Annotated in this window: 11 protein-coding genes; 1 reads left to right on the top strand and 10 read right to left on the bottom strand. The window is 49.4% G+C overall.

The features are described from left to right. Positions 1-242: 242 nt before the first annotated feature. The gene (gene metE / locus J7E85_RS13060) at positions 243-2,537 is read right to left on the bottom strand and encodes a 5-methyltetrahydropteroyltriglutamate--homocysteine S-methyltransferase (protein WP_215158420.1); all 2,295 of its coding nucleotides are present in this window, start codon (positions 2,535-2,537) and stop codon (positions 243-245) included. A 220-nt stretch (positions 2,538-2,757) separates the two neighbouring features. Here metE and J7E85_RS13055 point away from each other — a divergent pair, with 220 nt between their 5' ends. Further along, a complete protein-coding gene (locus J7E85_RS13055) occupies positions 2,758-3,456 on the top strand; it encodes an aspartate/glutamate racemase family protein (protein ID WP_215158418.1) in 699 nt (232 codons plus the stop codon). A gap of 89 nt (positions 3,457-3,545) precedes the next feature. On the opposite strand, the gene J7E85_RS13050 is transcribed toward J7E85_RS13055, so the two are convergent. From J7E85_RS13050 to J7E85_RS13010, 9 genes are all read right to left on the bottom strand, one after another. Further along, positions 3,546-4,202 carry a GAP family protein gene (locus J7E85_RS13050; RefSeq protein WP_215158416.1) on the bottom strand — a complete coding sequence of 219 codons (657 nt, stop codon included), beginning with the start codon at positions 4,200-4,202 and terminating at the stop codon, positions 3,546-3,548. Next, positions 4,199-4,978, bottom strand: a complete 780-nt coding sequence (locus J7E85_RS13045) for a MerR family transcriptional regulator (RefSeq protein WP_215158413.1) — start codon at positions 4,976-4,978, stop codon at positions 4,199-4,201. Before J7E85_RS13045 ends, J7E85_RS13050 begins: the two co-directional genes overlap by 4 nt. 157 nt (positions 4,979-5,135) lie before the next feature. Further along, the gene (locus J7E85_RS13040) at positions 5,136-6,230 is read right to left on the bottom strand and encodes a GerAB/ArcD/ProY family transporter (protein ID WP_215158410.1); all 1,095 of its coding nucleotides are present in this window, start codon (positions 6,228-6,230) and stop codon (positions 5,136-5,138) included. 21 nt (positions 6,231-6,251) lie between these two features. Next, a complete protein-coding gene (locus J7E85_RS13035; protein ID WP_076323193.1) occupies positions 6,252-6,473 on the bottom strand; it encodes a hypothetical protein in 222 nt (73 codons plus the stop codon). Then, positions 6,470-7,681: a Ger(x)C family spore germination protein gene (locus J7E85_RS13030; RefSeq protein WP_215158408.1), complete on the bottom strand. Its 1,212-nt coding sequence runs from the start codon at positions 7,679-7,681 to the stop codon at positions 6,470-6,472. The genes J7E85_RS13035 and J7E85_RS13030 overlap by 4 nt, the downstream gene beginning before the upstream one ends. Before the next feature lie 57 nt (positions 7,682-7,738). Then, positions 7,739-9,211: a spore germination protein gene (locus J7E85_RS13025; protein WP_215158406.1), complete on the bottom strand. Its 1,473-nt coding sequence runs from the start codon at positions 9,209-9,211 to the stop codon at positions 7,739-7,741. A 241-nt stretch (positions 9,212-9,452) separates the two neighbouring features. Continuing rightward, positions 9,453-10,124, bottom strand: coding sequence for a bifunctional 2-keto-4-hydroxyglutarate aldolase/2-keto-3-deoxy-6-phosphogluconate aldolase (locus J7E85_RS13020; protein ID WP_213644765.1), 672 nt, complete (start codon positions 10,122-10,124; stop codon positions 9,453-9,455). A gap of 26 nt (positions 10,125-10,150) precedes the next feature. Further along, positions 10,151-11,812 carry a hypothetical protein gene (locus tag J7E85_RS13015; RefSeq protein ID WP_215158405.1) on the bottom strand — a complete coding sequence of 554 codons (1,662 nt, stop codon included), beginning with the start codon at positions 11,810-11,812 and terminating at the stop codon, positions 10,151-10,153. Between the two features lie 133 nt (positions 11,813-11,945). Beyond that, complete coding sequence (locus tag J7E85_RS13010) at positions 11,946-16,925, bottom strand: polysaccharide lyase family 8 super-sandwich domain-containing protein (RefSeq protein ID WP_215158403.1); 4,980 nt, start codon at positions 16,923-16,925, stop codon at positions 11,946-11,948. Positions 16,926-16,997 lie beyond the last annotated feature (72 nt).

The following is a 16,997-nucleotide window of genomic DNA, read 5'->3' as shown; positions in this document are numbered from 1 at the left end:
ATCGTGCTAGATACGATTCCATAAGAAGAATATAATCGCCGGATGTGATAACGATTTTACCAAGATGTCAACAAGTTGTGTCCAACCCCACTCTATGTAAATGTTAGGAGGCTTTCATTCCGTTCTATATCTGTACGCATCATGATGTCGGCTTGGTTAGTAAAAAAAAGAAGCAGGCTGCCGACGCAGCCTGCTTCTATCTTAACTGTCCTTATCTCTACCCACCCTGACAATAGTCAAATTCACGGTTGCACGTTCAGAAAATAGGACGAACGAGCGATCTCCGTGGCTTGAACCATGTTACGGAGGGATGCGACCGTCTCTTCCTTACCGCGTGTTTTGAGACCACAGTCCGGGTTGATCCAGAACAGCTTCGGATCCAGGACCCGCAGTGCACGCTCGATCATGCTTGTCATCTCTTCCACTCGAGGTACCCGCGGACTGTGGATATCGTACACGCCAAGGCCAATCCCTAATCTGTAGGTATTGACTTCGAAGCTGTGAATCAGCTCGCCATGACTGCGCGAAGTTTCAATCGAGATGACATCGGCATCCATTGCCTCAATCGAATCGATCATGTCATGGAACTCGCAATAACACATATGCGTATGAATTTGCGTGGTCGGCTGTACCGTGCATGTGGTCATACGGAAGGCTTTAACAGCCCAAGCGAGATAATCCGCTTGATCTTCCTCCTTGAGCGGCAGCCCTTCGCGCACCGCAGGCTCATCCACCTGAATCATCCCGATGCCCGCCTGCTCCAGCGCCTCTACTTCCTGTCTTAGGGCATAAGCCAATTGATAGGCAATCTGTTCCCGCGAGATGTCTTCGCGGACGAACGACCAGTTCATGATTGTAATCGGGCCGGTTAGCATCCCTTTCACGGGGCGGTTAGTCTTCGACTGTGCATATTTCGTTTCCTCCACCGTCATCGGTTTCTCGAATGCGACATCCCCGAATATTACAGGCGGTTTCACGCAGCGTGAGCCGTAGGACTGAACCCATCCATACTGAGTGAAGGCAAAGCCTCCAAGCTTCTCACCGAAAAATTCAACCATATCCGTTCTTTCGAACTCGCCATGCACAAGCACATCCAGGCCGATCTCTTCCTGCAGCTTGATCCAAATATCGATTTGCTCCTGAATGAAGCGCTCATACTGCTCATGATTCCATTCTCCCTTGCGCCACGCCTGGCGTGCCTTGCGCACCTCGGCTGACTGAGGGAAGCTGCCGATCGTCGTGGTCGGAAAAATCGGCAGCTGCCACTTATCCTGTTGAGCGGCATGACGCTCCGCGAACGGCAGAGTGCGAACCGGATTCTGCACACTAATCTCGGCAACTGCCTGCTGAATGTCATGTCGATTGCGCTCTTCGGATTGTTTAAGCTCCTGAAGAGCAGCATCGCATTCTTCCAGTTCCTTGGCAATCCGGGCTGTGCCTGTGGAGATTGCTTTCGTCAAAAGAACCAACTCATTCAGCTTCTCGTCTGCAAAGGCGAGCGCCCCTTTTAGTTCAGGCTGCAGTTTCGTTTCGCTGCTCACAGTCACCGGAACATGCAGCAAGCTGCACGAAGATTGAACGATCAACCGTTCAGCGGCTACGTATTTCGTCAGCTTTTCCAATTGCGACAGCTTCTCGCGAAGCGACGCCTTCCAGATGCCGCGTCCGTCAATCATCCCGGCGCCAAGCACCTTGTTCGCAGGAAACCCTGATTGTTTAATGGCTTGCACATTGCCATGGTATCCATGCACCAAGTCAAGCCCGATACCGCTAACAGGAAGCTGGATGATGTCCTGATAGTTTTCTACGGATTCAAAATAGGTTTGCAGCATGATGTTCAGTCCTGGTGTCGAAGCCGCAAACGTTTCATAAATGCTGGTTAACCGCTTAAGATCGGCATCGCTTAATTTCGTTACGAGGATCGGCTCATCAATCTGGACCCATTGAACGCCTTCTTGGGCAAGCTCCTGGAGAATCTGTACGTAGAGCGGCAGCAATTTTTCCAGCCAGGCATCCGTCTCTGACGGCTGGTACCCTTTGGACAATTTCAAGAAGGTTAACGGACCGACAATAACCGGCTTGCCTTCAATGCCGAGCTTCTCCTTAGCCTCCCGATAGGCTGCCAGCGGTCTGTTCTCCGTAAGAACTGGTGTAGCCCCATCCAATTCAGGCACGATATAATGATAATTGGTGTTAAACCACTTGGTCATTTCACTTGCTGTAGCATCCTTCGTTCCGCGTGCAATACCATAATATACAGACAATGGCACAACACCGCCCTCATAAGAGAAGCGCTTCGGTACGATACCAAACATCGTTGCCGTATCCAGAACATGATCGTAATAACTAAAATCATTAACCGCAATAAGATCGATCCCGCTCTCCTGCTGCTTCCGTAAATGATTCAACCGAATCTCCTGCAGCTGCCGGTGAAACTCCGATTCATCAAGCTTGCCTGCCCAGAATGCTTCCAGGACTTTTTTCCATTCCCGATCAGCGCCAATACGCGGATATCCCAGTACACTGCTTTTTGCCATCTATGTAACACTCCTATACAAATTGTTACAAGAAAGATATCATGTATTGATCGGTATAGTGTAACTCATATAAGCTATATCTAGTTATAGCCTACGGCTATATCCAGACTGGTGTATATGTATTCTTGTTATACGCCACCTACAAAAAACCGCGAGATGAACACGTTTTTTTCATAATACTCTATAATGAGATTACTTAGGATTGTAAAGGAGCTTATCTATGAAGACGATTGGACTTATCGGAGGAATGAGTTGGGAATCCTCCATTGAATACTACAGAATTATAAATGAGCAGGTGAGAAGTCAATGGGGTGGCCTCCACTCGGCCAAATGCCTGATGTACAGCGTGAACTTTGCAGAGATTGAACGCTATCAATCCGAGGGGAATTGGAAAAAAGCCGGTGAAACTTTGGGTGAGGCTGCACTTTCTTTAGAAAAAGGCGGTGCCGATTTTGTATTGATATGTTCCAATACGATGCACATGGTACTAGAGGATATAGAAGAAAAAATAAGCATCCCTGTGCTGCACATTGCCGATGCCACGGCTAATCAAATCCGTGAACATGGGATTCGTACAGTAGGTTTGCTTGGAACCAAATATACCATGGAGCAGCATTTTTACAAGCAAAGATTAGAATCTAATCATATCAAAGTGCTCATCCCCAACAAACAAGATCGAGAGATCGTAAATAAAGTGATATATGAGGAATTATGTCTCGGCAACATCCAATCGGATTCAAAAGCTTATTATAAAGAAGTCATTGAACGGCTAATTCAAGATGGAGCTGAAGGAATTATTCTAGGCTGTACGGAGATCGGATTATTAATAAAACCCGAGGATTCCAAGGTTCCTCTGTTTGATACAACCTTCATACATGCCATTGAAGCTGTACATAAATCGCTCCAAGCTGACTCTTAATGAGTTGACCCTCCCGATTTCGGGAGAGGTTGCCGACGATTCTCGGCCCCCTCACACCTAACGAGTTTTCAATTCAAAATCGGATATCTTTACAAGTTGTCAATGCTGTTCAGCACCAGGATCAGCCCGGCAATACACAACACCCATGACAGAATCGATCCGGAGCTCTTGGCGATTCTCAGGCGCAGCTTCTCCAGCGGACGCTGCATCATGCGGCCTAATACGAGGTGTAATCCGAGCAATATCAATGGAGGCAGCACCATCACGATATTGTATGCAGCCAGGATGGGCATCCATTGAACCGTAGTCAACTGCGCCTTTATCATCAGCCCGATTGCCGCAAAATACGGAAGGGCTGTTGCTACCTCCAGCAGGGCAGTCGTGAACCCAAGTCCGATCATGGCCCCGAAGCTTTTGGATCTTGGACGGCGCGGCTCGGATGTTTTTTTCGTTGGGATAAAGAAGCTGGTGACAAACAGGATTCCGCCTACCACGGCCATGACCCAGCTGACCGCTCGATTCTGAAAGATGCCGGTTACGGATTGCAGAACAGCATCCAACCCCAGCATAAGCGCAGCTCCTACCAGGAAGTAGAAACCCGCCACTGTGAATAAATAAATGAATAAACGCGGGATTAACCGGTCCCGTTCGGTCAAGAGCAGATACACCGTTACGCCAAGCGTGGCTGGACTCAGCGTGTCCAATAGTGATAAGGCTCCAATGGAGAGCAGCAATTCCAGCGTCAAGATGTCTCCCCCTCTTCAATTTGTTCTTTGTCTTTGTGTAACACATAAATCTCAAACGCCTGTTCCATGAATTGAAGAAGTTCATCCTCGATGGGATATAACCCCATCTGCTCGGACTGCGCCGGAGATTTACGAATCTCCCACAGCTTATCTACGAAGGGGTCTTCATCTTCAAAAACCTCCAGTCGTTTCTCATCCATACGCCGCACAATTCGTTGAACAACTGGTGAGTGGGGTCCGTCCTGCATCCGCCTATTGAGCTGTCCCAACAGAGCAATCCACTCGAGAGAGTCGGGATCCGTGCTGTTCATATTAGGAAGCAGATTTAACAACTCTACTTCCCGCTTCTCAAACATGTGTTGTCGGAAGGAATGCTTTAACGATGGGTCTCTTCCGGAGAGGTGAATTAATTTCTGAATGACATCCCAGCTTGTCTCACCTTCCACCGCAATGCTATGAAGCACAGCCCGCAGCGCCGATTCCATCTGGTCCAGCTTTTTTTGTTCATTCAAAACGAAGTCCAACTGATTCATCAAACTGGTGGACCAGTTCCATTCCGGATTTGAAATCATATCCGATATTTCTTGCAAACTGAAACCCAGCCCTTTTAGAAACTGTATTTGCTGCAGCTTCTTTAATTCATCATCACTGTATATACGATGTTTGCCAGGTGTTTTGGCGGCAGGAATCAGCAAGCCAATCTGGTCATAATAGCGCAGCGTTCTTACCGTAATACCCGTCTGTTTAGACAATTCTTGAATGGGAATCGACTTCATCACCTGCTTTCTTAATTCTCTCTGATATCTCCAGTATATAAGATGACGTTACGTCACTTTCAAGCTTTTTCACGAAAAATTAGTACAATTGTGATTCGATGCAGCAAGCGACAAAAAAAGCCCGAGCTATCGGGCTTGTTCAAACACATACTGAAATTCACTTCCATTTGAGGATTTTCGTTCTGGTTAACCAGATCAGATAAAGACCCATGGGAATCACCAACAAGTGGAGAAGGGCATAACTCGACCATACATTCTGAATGATATCAGCAACATAGACGGTGTTGATGTATGTATTCCAGGCCACGATGATAAACAGCACGGACAACGGATAGATTAACGGATTTTGTTCCTTCAGTCGGAACACGGTCTTCATTCCTTGAAGAATGGAAAGATACAATAGAGAGATCTTGATAAAAAAAGTAAGGATCCAAAGCGTAATCAATATACCTTCAACACGTTGAAAGAAGTTCCCTAGGTTAATCGTCTTCGCGAGTGCAAATGCCGGAAACGTGCTATTCTCCGTCTGTTCAATTCCCAGAATCAGCACACTGAGCAGGACGATGATGCTCAGCACGAACCCGCCTGCGACAGCTCCCCCCATCAGTGCCCTCTCCCCTTTTTTCTCCCCCTTGACCAGAGGCAGGAATACCATCAGCACAATCAGTTCCTGAAACATGGAAGCATGGAATCCGGCCTTGGCAACAGGCATCCAGCCTTCCTCAAGCATAGGCTTGATATGGTTCCAATCGATCTGGGGAATGAGTGAGAGGACAAGGACCATAAACAGAAATATGATCCACGGAAACATCAATTCACCGACCCTGGCCAAGATTATGATGCCCATCCTGGCGCACATGACGGCCGCGATCAAGAACAAAATTTGAATAGCTTCGATCGGCGTCTCCGGCATCATTTCGCTGCTCAGGAAAAAACCCAAGTTGCCAAGCAAAGTGCCTGTAAGAATCAAAAAATAAAAAAGGTAGACCAGCGAGAGAATCTTTCCCAGCAGCTTCCCGAGCACCTTCTCATGGATCTCGAAGATCGTTTGACCTGGAAAGACACGCGCGATGGCTATGTACAGCACAACCATAAGGAGATTAATGAAGATACTTAAGAGGGAGGCCATCCACGCATCTTCCCGTGCAGTATGTGCTAACCCGGAGGGGGTAACCAGGATTGAGGTTCCGATGGTCAAGCCGAAGGCCAGTATAAAGAATTGCCGTGCTGCGATATCCTTGAATTTGATCACGTGTTACCATACCCTTCTTCATTATGAGATCAACCTGTTCAGCGGTTGCATGATGGCACCGATCCAATCCAGTGGTCTTAGATAAGGCACCTCCATCATATCCCCTATCAAGGCCAGCAATGTGACTCCCCACACCGTATAGAACACGATCATGTCCCTGAGGGAGCGCAGTTGCAGAAGATGCCGGGTTTCCGTAACGAACACGATAAACAAGAACAATATCAACAACCAATGCCAATTCACGGCTCATCGACCTCCCGATTTAAGGGTTGTATGATGGATCCGATCCGCCGGATCGCTACATCGGCATCCACGCGGATGCTCATCGTTTTAAAGCTTTTTCCCCAATGATCCCGGTATTTTTTCCAAACGTCCGGATATTTTCGGTGCAGCACCTCGCCGAATCCAAAAACATCGGATCCATAACGCTGCTGTACCAGCCCGATGTGCTTCCGAATATTTGCATTATATTTATCCTCGATATCCTTCTCTAATTCGTCTATGACGGCTGGTTGACTGATATCAATCTGACATTGAACGGCATTCACGTCGGCCTCGATCTCCAATTCGGCTGAAAATTCGGGAATCCCCTCCGCATTGAGCGCAACATCAAGCGTTGTGTCTGCCCGATTCACCGCGAACCCGACAATGCCGCTATCCGGACATGAAATATATCCCGCTGTAGTGTCGACTTTATTGAGGACATAATTGACGGTCTTGCTGGGCGGTTCCCCCAGCCATCCTACTAGCCGGTCCCCTTTAAACACGCCGAGTCCCGTATGTTGAAGAAGCGTTGAAGGATTGATTTTCTTGACATTCCCCATAGACTGTCCTTCGGCTAAACTGCCGCTTAATTGGACCCCGGATAATACAGGGTCTGAGCCGTTGCGTTTGAGCTCCGTCACAAACTGCTGTATCGTGACTTTCCCCGTTGCTGCCCATTTTTTTTCCGATATTAGAATCGAGGAATAGAGCGAATTCGCCGGAACGTACTCGAATGGCGTAACGACCTCCAGGATCTCTGAGGCCTTTCCGTTCTTGGCAACGAGCATGAAGAAATCCGATCGAAGCTGATGATTCCGGGAGATATAATCGAGCACATCGCTGACCCCTGACCGGGCCATGTCTTCACCAAATACCAACACGCGGACGTGGGACAGATACGGCATCCGAGGTGCCATGCTTAACGTGCGCTGAAGGGCGTCGGGGATGGTTTTGCCGACTGACTTGTAGGTTACGACCGGAAGGCTCCCCGTCGATCCGCCTTTTTTGGAGCCCGCCTCAGCGGAATTGAGCACTTGAGCAGAAATGGCGTACCCATTCTCATGCGTATCAATTCCAAGTGCCATGACGACGGCAAGCTCATTCAGTTCTTTTCTGCTCCAGCATCCAGATATGAAAACCACCAGACTTAATATAAGCAGGACTGATCGTATTTTTCTTTTGAACATACATAATCTGTCCTCTCTGCTTAAAATAAAGAACCCCTGTCATGACTTACAGAAGGCTCATGGTTTGGATTTGGTTACATATTTCTTCATGCTGTGACGCGACATTCGCAGCAAAGCATCCTTTTGACTTCGCCATCGTATAGGCGCAAAAGAAGACATATAAGGAACCCCCATGGACTGCAGGCTGCACAGGTGAAGGCCAATTATAATCATGCCGATAATCATCCCGTACAATCCAAACGACGCTGCTATTCCCATTAGCCCAAATCGCAAAATCCGCACCGATATTCCAATATTGAAAGATGGTAGGGCAAAATTGGCAATCGCCGTTATGGACACAACGATAACCATCGCGGCCGATACGAGACCCGCTTCGACAGCGGCCTGTCCAATGACCAAAGTACCAACGATGGAGACGGATTGGCCGATCGATTTAGGTAATCGAATGCCGGCCTCGCGCAGGATCTCGAACGTGATCTCCATGATCAGCGCTTCGATAAATGCGGGGAAGGGCACCCCTTCCCGCTGGCCGATTAAGCTTGTCAGCAAGTTAGTCGGCAGCATTTCCTGATGAAATGTGGTGATCGCAATATATATTGAGGGGGTAAGAAGCGCTATCCCAAAGCACAAATATCGAAGAAGCCGAACAAGACTGGCAAAATCCCATCGCTGATAATAGTCTTCGCTCGATTGAAACAGCTGAACGAACAACGCCGGAACCACCAGCACAAAGGGCGTTCCTTCCACAAAAATAGCAATTCGTCCTTCCAGCAAAGCGGATGAGATAACGTCTGGCCGCTCTGAATTATATACCGTCGGAAAAGGGCTGTACTGATGATCCTGAATCATTTCCTCGATATAATTGCTCTCAAGAACGCTGTCCAGCTTGATTTCATCCAATCTTCTGCGCAGCTCATCAAGTACTTCGATATCATATAATCCATCCACGTACATCACGGCCACTAGCGTATTGGTGTGCTCGCCTACAGTTCTTTCTTCAATACGCAGCCTAGGACTTTGAATTCTTCGCCGGACTAGAGCCGTATTCTCGCGAAGGGATTCGGTAAAGCCTTCCCTCGGCCCTCTTACTACGGATTGTGAGCTGGCTTCCTCAACTCCGCGCTGCTTCAGTGCTTCAGTACCAACGTACAGTGAGGTTGATGTCCCATCCATAAAGATGATCGTATTCCCGGACAACAATTTCCCTTCAACTTCTTGAAAAGTGCTGGCTTCTCCCACTTTTCCCATCGTGATCGTGAGTTCTTTGAGCATTTTCATGCGTACTTCCGGTGACTGGTTTGGAAATTCAATAAATAGAGGTAAATCTGCATGAATCGCTTCGATTAGCAATCGGGGATCTCCCATCCCTTCAATATAGACCATCACTGTGGGGATAGCCCCCACCATTAGCTCTCGGTAGATGATATCCTCGCTCTTCCCGAATCGACTCTTTATATTTTCGATAAATTGCGCTATGGAAACCGGCAATTTTTCTTGTGAAACATGAACGCGTGTGGTTTTATCCGTCATGTATACGACTCCTCGTTTTTCCCTCATGGCCAGCTTTGCCTTACAAGGAATTCAATGACCCTCATTTATCTTTTCCTCTACTGTTCCCGCAGTTGGATATAATATACTTTTTCTACAGACTGCTAATATTCATTTGATATTCAAAATGAACTTTCAAAAAAAAAAAAAACGCCTATGGAAGACTCAGGGAGTCCACAACAGGCGTTATCTGATCAAAATTTCCTACCATATTAAAGTATTGTTAATGCGTCAACCCTTTAGCTTGCAGATAGGCTCGCTTGTATTCGGTGGCTTTTTGAGCAATCAAGCTGTAGTCCTGACGCTTCAAAGCTTCGTTTGTCAGATCCGAGCCAATACCGACGGCTATCGCCCCCGCTTTGATCCATTCGCCAAGGTTATCGAGCGAGACACCACCGGTCGGCATAATATTCGCCTGCGGCAGCGGACCCTTGATCGCCTTGATCATCGAAGGATCATACAAGTTGCCAGGGAACAGCTTAATAATGTCCGCCCCCAATTCCAGGGCTTCCTGGATTTCCTTGATCGTCATGACTCCCGGCATGACTGGAATCCGATAACGATTGCACAGCATCATGGTGTCTCTGCTCAGGCACGGCCCAACAACAAACTGGGCACCGCTCAATATCGCAGCACGCGCGGTTTCCGGGTCAAGCACTGTACCTACCCCGATGATGGCATAGGAGGAAGGATCTTCGGCGTTCCATGAATATTTGCGCGACAACGTTTCAATAGCCCTGAGCGCAAACGGTACGGTCATCGTCACCTCGATCACTTTGATGCCACCGGCAATCGCCTGTTCGGCCATCTCCACAACCTGCTCCGGCGTTTCGCCGCGCAGGACCGCGACCACGCCTTCCTCCGTGATTTTTTGAATCAGCTGCAGTTTCTTCATCTTAACTCCTCTTTTCTATTCGGTAACTACACAGAGTACGATTCAAACGTACACTCCGCTCCGTTTATCGTTCTCGCCGAGCTACCTGAAGTCATATGCTTCAGAATGAGTCGTTCTTCCGTCTTCCATCCTGTATATGCAATCTCAAACTCGCCGTCTGTCTTGAATTCCGGCCTGTGCTCGGACATTCGCCGTGCGAACGCCGCCAGCTGTCCGATCCCCCTGTTCTCCGCTTCCGGGACGGACACCGCTTCTACGGTGAGAGCTATTCCGGCGCCATGGCAAACGACCTGATGATATCCGGACTGTTCCCTAATGTCATAAGTAGTCCCTGGACTCAAATGTACGGCAAAATAGACATCATCTACTTTACCGTACAAAGCTTCTGACTCATACAACCATTCCCCTTCCGGTAGAACGCCGACAATTTCCGCACCCCCGGCACCTGCTGGTTCCGGCAGCGGATACAGCGCCAGCACCACATTTTTGTGATACAGCACCTCCATCCACTCACTTTGGTGGCGGGGATCACCACCAGAAGGATCATATCCCTCTCCCGGGTGAAAAAAATACAGCTGATTTGCCTTGCCGCCGTCGCGAATTGGGAGGCTGAACATCCAGCGCAACTGCTCGTTGTCGAACTCACGAACCCGCTCCCACAATCCGCCCGCCGCAAAATGTTCCGTCACATAAGCATAGGAGTGCAGCTGCCGCATCTCGCCGTCAACCGACTTCACCAGAACCTTGCGCACTTCCGACGGTTCGCTTCTGTTTAAGGCAAGGCACCGTTTAGCTTCTGGGGCTTCGTGAAACAGAAAACCGGCATACTCCGTGCGCGGCATCTCCTCCGGAAGGCTGAAATCACCGAACTGGACATAATCATGAAGCACATTGGCATCCCTCGGCGCATCATGCGGCCATCCCCTGGAGTGGGCTCCTACCCACGCCCCTTTCAAATAATAGGACGTGCGCAGGCTCCACAGCTCATCCAGCAGTTCATACAGCTCCTGCTTCAATTCCGGTTCCTCCACCATTTCCAGTGCGCAGGTGAATGCCTGTGTCCAATGCCAGAACCACGGCAGGCACCCGTACTCAGCCATACCTTCCCGGCGGATCAGACTCAGGGTATCCCGAAGACTTTGTTTTCCGTCCTCCAGAAGTTCCTTATCGCGGAAGCGCTGGCCGAATATTAACTTGGCTGCCGTATATTTAGCCTCATGATGATTGCACACGGTAAGGGGCTTGCGAAAAAATCCTCCGTGGTAGATGTGTTCCAGCGCAGCCTCAAACTCCGCCGCCAAGCCCTTGCTCATCTCACTTTCAAACTTACGATGGAAAAAAACCATCAAGCTTCCCATCAATTCCACCGGCAGCGCATGCGGACTCGCCTCTTCCGGCTTCGTCCCCAGGTTCAGCGGCCAGTGCCCGTGCATGGGATTCTTCGCATCCCGGTTCTGCAGTCGCAGCACACGATCCAGAACCTCCTCTGCCAATCGTTTACCTTCCTGCCGGTTGAACTGCGGATCATTCTCGAAGTCTACCGAAGCTGCAAACAGATAAGAAGCGTAATAGAAGTTATCACGAACATCCCTGTGAAACCACAGCCCGCTGGATAGCAGGGGCTGCCTCCATGCTTGTCCCGCAACGTTCTGAACAATCCGGTTCATTCTCTCTTTATAATCGTTCATTTGTTCTCCTTCCCCAACCTAATTCGAACCTATATAAACATTAAAAACCTAAATGAACAAAAAGGGAAGCTATATTTAAAAACCAAAGCCTTCATTTACCTTGCATGACTTGCCCTTTACCCCAGAAGAGGGCCTAACGGCCCTCTTTTAATGGGTTATCCATACCCAGCAAATTGATCATATTCAGCATTACCTGTGCCGCCTCTGCACGGGAAGTCTGTGCCTGGGGATGGAAAGCTTCTCCCCTTCCCTGCATTAAACCAAGATTTACGACAAGCTTCAGGTCTTCCCGTGCATAAGCGGATACTTGATCTGCGTCTATGAAATTGATCTCTTTAACCTGTCCTTCCGTGCTGCCCTTGATAATCGTTGAAAGTCTTGCAGCCATGACAGCCATATCCTCCCGGTTGATCAGCCCATTGGGGTCAAATAAGCCATCCGCTTTACCTTTTACAAGCCCGACTTCATAGGCAGCGGCTACCGCATCCGCATACCAGGCCTGCGGATTGACGTCATCAAATGCGTCTTTGTCACTCGCCGTGAAACCCCAAGTCCGTACGATCAATGAGATAAATTCGGCGCGTGTTACCGCCGAGTCCGGAGCAAACTCCGTTTCCGTCCGACCATTTACTATGTGCCGTGCGGTCAATACTTTAACAGCGTGTTGCGCCCAGTGCGAAGCAGGCAGGTCGTTAAACCCTTTGTTGTATTCCAGCACAATGTATAATCCAGGACTATTTATGTAAGCTTCGATTGATTCTTTGTGATTCCCGGTTAACCCGCTGACATACTTCCATGTTTGAACATCTTGATCATATACATAAATCCCCAACAGTTGAGGATCCAATCCGGCATAAACCGAGGCGTCAAAACGGATCCGGGCAGGCACCACAAAAGGTTGATTATATTCCTTTTCCACATCTGCCCCGACAAGAAATACGCCGAATTTCATCATCCTGCCGGATCGTAGCTGAAGATTCGATCCACGAGAACCACCGACTAAAACGGACGCTTCCTGTTCCCCAACCGGTTCGAATGTCAGCAGCACCGCCGTATGGCCGACCGAATCGGCTTCGATTGCCGAAAGCAGCGCCGAATCGAGTGTAAGAGTTACGCCCTTCTTCTTGATTTCCAGCTTGCTTTTTCCAAGCAGCGCTCCGGCTTGTTGGGGCAGGCTGATCTTGGTTTCCTCTTCAGCGAGTGAGATCGAGACTACGCCGTCCACTGGCGCCCGAAGCGTCTTCTCATTCACGATTTTGACCCCGTGGGTCGCTTCATGATGGCTCGTTTCCGTTGAAGTGTCCGAATTACCTTGCATCCCTTCATTGCCGGACGTGTTGTCGTGCGAATTGCTCTCCGATCCATTCCCGTTACCGGAGCCATTATCCGTGCCACCCTCGGTAGAGGATGTATCCGTCGTTACTCGCAGCTTGTTGCTCTCCGACAGATTGCCTGCGGCATCGGATGCCTTCACACTAAACACGTATTCGGTTGCAGGAAGCAACCCGTCCAGCGTTTGGCTATACACCGATGCAGACACACTCGTCACCCACTGCCCATCTCTGTAAAGGCTGTAGCCGGATACTCCTACATTGTCGGAAGACTCGGACCACTTTAAGGCAATTGAAGTATCTGTCACCGATGTATAACTCAGCACAGGCGCGCTTGGCGGGGTGTCATCACGAGTCGCGACCGTAATCTCCCGACTGTCTCCCACCCGCTGGCCGCCTCCATCAAGGCCCGATACCTCAAAGTGATAAATGGTACCAGGCAGCAGGCCGTCCACGGTCGCGGTGTAGGTGTCAGATGTCACTATACGGTAAGTAGCGTCACTCACCGTAATACCGTCCTTGGTAATTTCATAACCTTCTATTCCCGACACGCCATCCGGGACCGTCCATTCCAGATCGACACTCGTTTCGGTTTGAAGCGTCGAATATAAGGAAGAGACAGGCACCTCTTTCTTAAAAACAACGGTATGCGCCGCACCTAATGATCCGTTCGTGTTCAAGCGCAGTTTAATGTACGGCGCCGTTTGTTCAATAGTTACAGTAGGATCAGCACTTGCTAATACAAGCCCTGCGCGATTTAAATACAGCGTTATTTCCGACTGCTGCTGTGTCGGATCGGAGACCGCGATACTTAAACCGTCGTCCGTTTCCTTCATGATCACCGAAGCCGGCTGCTCCGAACGCAGATCGCCCACGGTACCCGGATTCCAAAAATTAGCCGCTGTGAGGCCAAGCGTCTTCTCCTTCACCGCGTGGATGTCTATCGTGCTTGCCAACACATCGATATCCGGATTCTCGCTGTACTGCTTGGTTGCCTCCCCACCCTGCTCAGGCAGCAGAACGTATGAATAGGAGGCATTAGCTGGTGTTTCTCCGTGATCGAAGGCCAGACTTAAATAATTCCGCGTAATCGGAGTATCCGCTTGCGAGCTGTTGATCTCCTTCCAGCTGGCGGTTCTGTTCTCACGGAGTACCGACAATTCCGCTGCATCCGGGAAATAATACCCCGTTCCGGCGCCATCCGTATTACTGTCGAGATGTGCCCAATGCACACCGCTCGTCTTATATGGGGATCCGGTCGCTAACGGCTGGTCAACGCCGTCCATAATGAGTCTATTGTCCCCGGCAGCATTCAACATGCGGTTCTCGATTAGGGTTTCAACCGTTTGAGGCCCGCTTCCATTACTTGTAATGCCGGAGCCAAGCGCGACGATCTCATCATCAAACATGAACCAGGATTTTTTGCCCTTCAAATCGCTGCCCGTCACTTTAGCCAGCGAGAAATCCATGCCGGCGGCTCCGTATTCGCCATCCAGCGATACGCCCCCGACCCAAGATTGAGTATTCATGTATGAGGTCCATTCTCCGGGAACCCGCCCTTGTCCGGATCCGTCCGTTGTGGTCCCCGGCAAACGGAAGGAATCGACGGTCGGCCAGAAGTCATTGCGATACTGCCCGAAATCCCGGTCATACAAATAAGTCATGCCTATGCCTGTATACCAGCCCTTCAGGTTCTCGTTATTTCCCTTCTCAAAGGCCGAGATGCGATCCGAAAACAGGCTCAGCCCAAACCCGAAACCATCCCGCAAGTGAACGACCCGGTCCATGCCTGCGAACACTTGATTTTTTACCAGGTGGCCCCTCGGTGTAATCGCATCCTCGTTCATCAGCTTTTTGATGACCATGATATCGCCAAGGGACAATCCTTCGTAATAATTACTGTAGGTTGTATCTTTGGATATCCATTCCTTTGCCATTTGTTTGATGGATATGGCCACATCAGCCGGTGCAGATTCCGCCATGCGCAGCAAAGCAATGATCGTACTGCGGGCACTGCCGCTGCCACTGCGGGAGATCCCCCTTCCGTTGACCATATCCATGAACTGCCCGTTATAAATGATCGGCTCATAGGTCTGCGATACCCAATCATACACATTCAATACGTTACGATCCGTGATCGGCCATGGCGAATCGGTCAACAGATAGGACATGTCCGCCGTGCCTTTCAACCATACCGATCCATAACCTCCGGTATAAGCGATATTCGAATGCTGCACAAGGGATCCGTCGCGATATACGCCGTCCCCTTTTGTCGCATAAACATATTCGGAACCGATCGAATCTCTACCCAGCATAATTTTGGCACTATTTTTTTCGATAATTCCACGAAGTGTAACCACAAACGCTTTATCCAATAAATTGGCACCGGTCATTTTGACCCCGCTGACGCCAAGCACGGATCCTACCTTCGGATTCGGACAGAATGTATCGATTGCCGAAATGAAACGGGTGATTTGTTCCCGAGATAGGTGGTCGTACATCAAAACCATCACATCATTAAGTACTTGCGGAGCACCAATCTCCCAGTCCCACCAGTTATTGTAGGCTTTTTTACTGCCGTTGTAGCGATTTGCGTACATCCAGTCGAGTGCGCTGACAATATCGCTCGCAAGCTCCTTGTTTTCGAACAAATCGGAGCCCGGAACGGAATATGCTAATGCCATCGTTTTTAATCGGTTATAAGCGGTCGTGATTTGGCTGGAATCAGTCGTGCTGGTCAGATCACTCCACAACCATGTGCGCCCGGGTGACTTGTCCAGCGACTTCCAGAATCCAGAAGCCTTATTCGCTTGGGCGGTTACAGCCGCGACAATATCAGGATCACTTTCGTCAAATGCGCCGCCAGTCAGACGTGCATGCCATTTTGCACGTAAGCTTTCGTAGGCCTCCATGTCTGAAGCTGATTCCACATTTACCAAACATTCTGCAGACGTCAGACCATCCGGTGTTGAAATTCTGATTGTTGTCGTACCGATACCTACGCCGGTAATCTCCCCAAGATCATTTACAATCGCCACATCGGGGTTGCTCGAAGTCCAGCTTACACTATTGTCCGATGCCGTAGAAGGCATCATGGTCGGAGACAACGTAACCTGGCCACCAACTGCCATGGAAAAGGCCGTTTGATCCAGCGTGATTCCGGTGTAACCTGAATATTCCTCCAGCACCAGATCGTCAAACCAGACCTTCCCTTTCCCTGTCTCCAGAAATGGCTCAATGGTCAATTTGGTTGTTGTTTCAGGAATCGTCAGAACCACCTGCTGCATCGTCCAATCCCGGGTTCCTGTCCATTTCTCGGAAGCAGGTCCGTCCCCTACCTTGGCCGTATTATAGTATTGTGTCCGGAAGTAAACGCCCTGACCAGATACATTATCCGTCTTCAGCCACAGCTTAAGCTTGTAGGATTTGCCGGGTGTCACAGATGTGACCACCTGCTTGACGGATACCCGACTCGTGTTAAAAGCATCAAACAACAGTGACTGTTTCCCTTCATGCGAGTGTTCCGTATCGATTTTGACCGTTGCCGTTTTGTTCGGCTCTTTGCCGCTGCCGGTTGGAATCCATAAATCCCAATGAACCGGAATCGGATCGGCAATCCCTTTCCAGGCCCCGCTTACCGTAGATGTCGTTTCTTCGAAGCTTCCATTAAGCATAAGATTGGTAGATGCAGCCGACGCTACCCCGGCTGTGAAACTCCCGATGCTTGCGGACAGGAGATCTATCCCAAGCATAAGCGCTAACACCAGACTGGTTTTTCGCATTAATTCACCCCGCCATATGGTTAAAGTACAAGCCACAAACCTGGTATGAGTACGCTTCAGCTCCTTAAGCCT

The organism is Paenibacillus sp. ISL-20 (assembly GCF_018613005.1).
Taxonomy (GTDB): domain Bacteria; phylum Bacillota; class Bacilli; order Paenibacillales; family Paenibacillaceae; genus Paenibacillus_AQ.
This window is presented reverse-complemented; position numbering and strand designations above follow the sequence as displayed.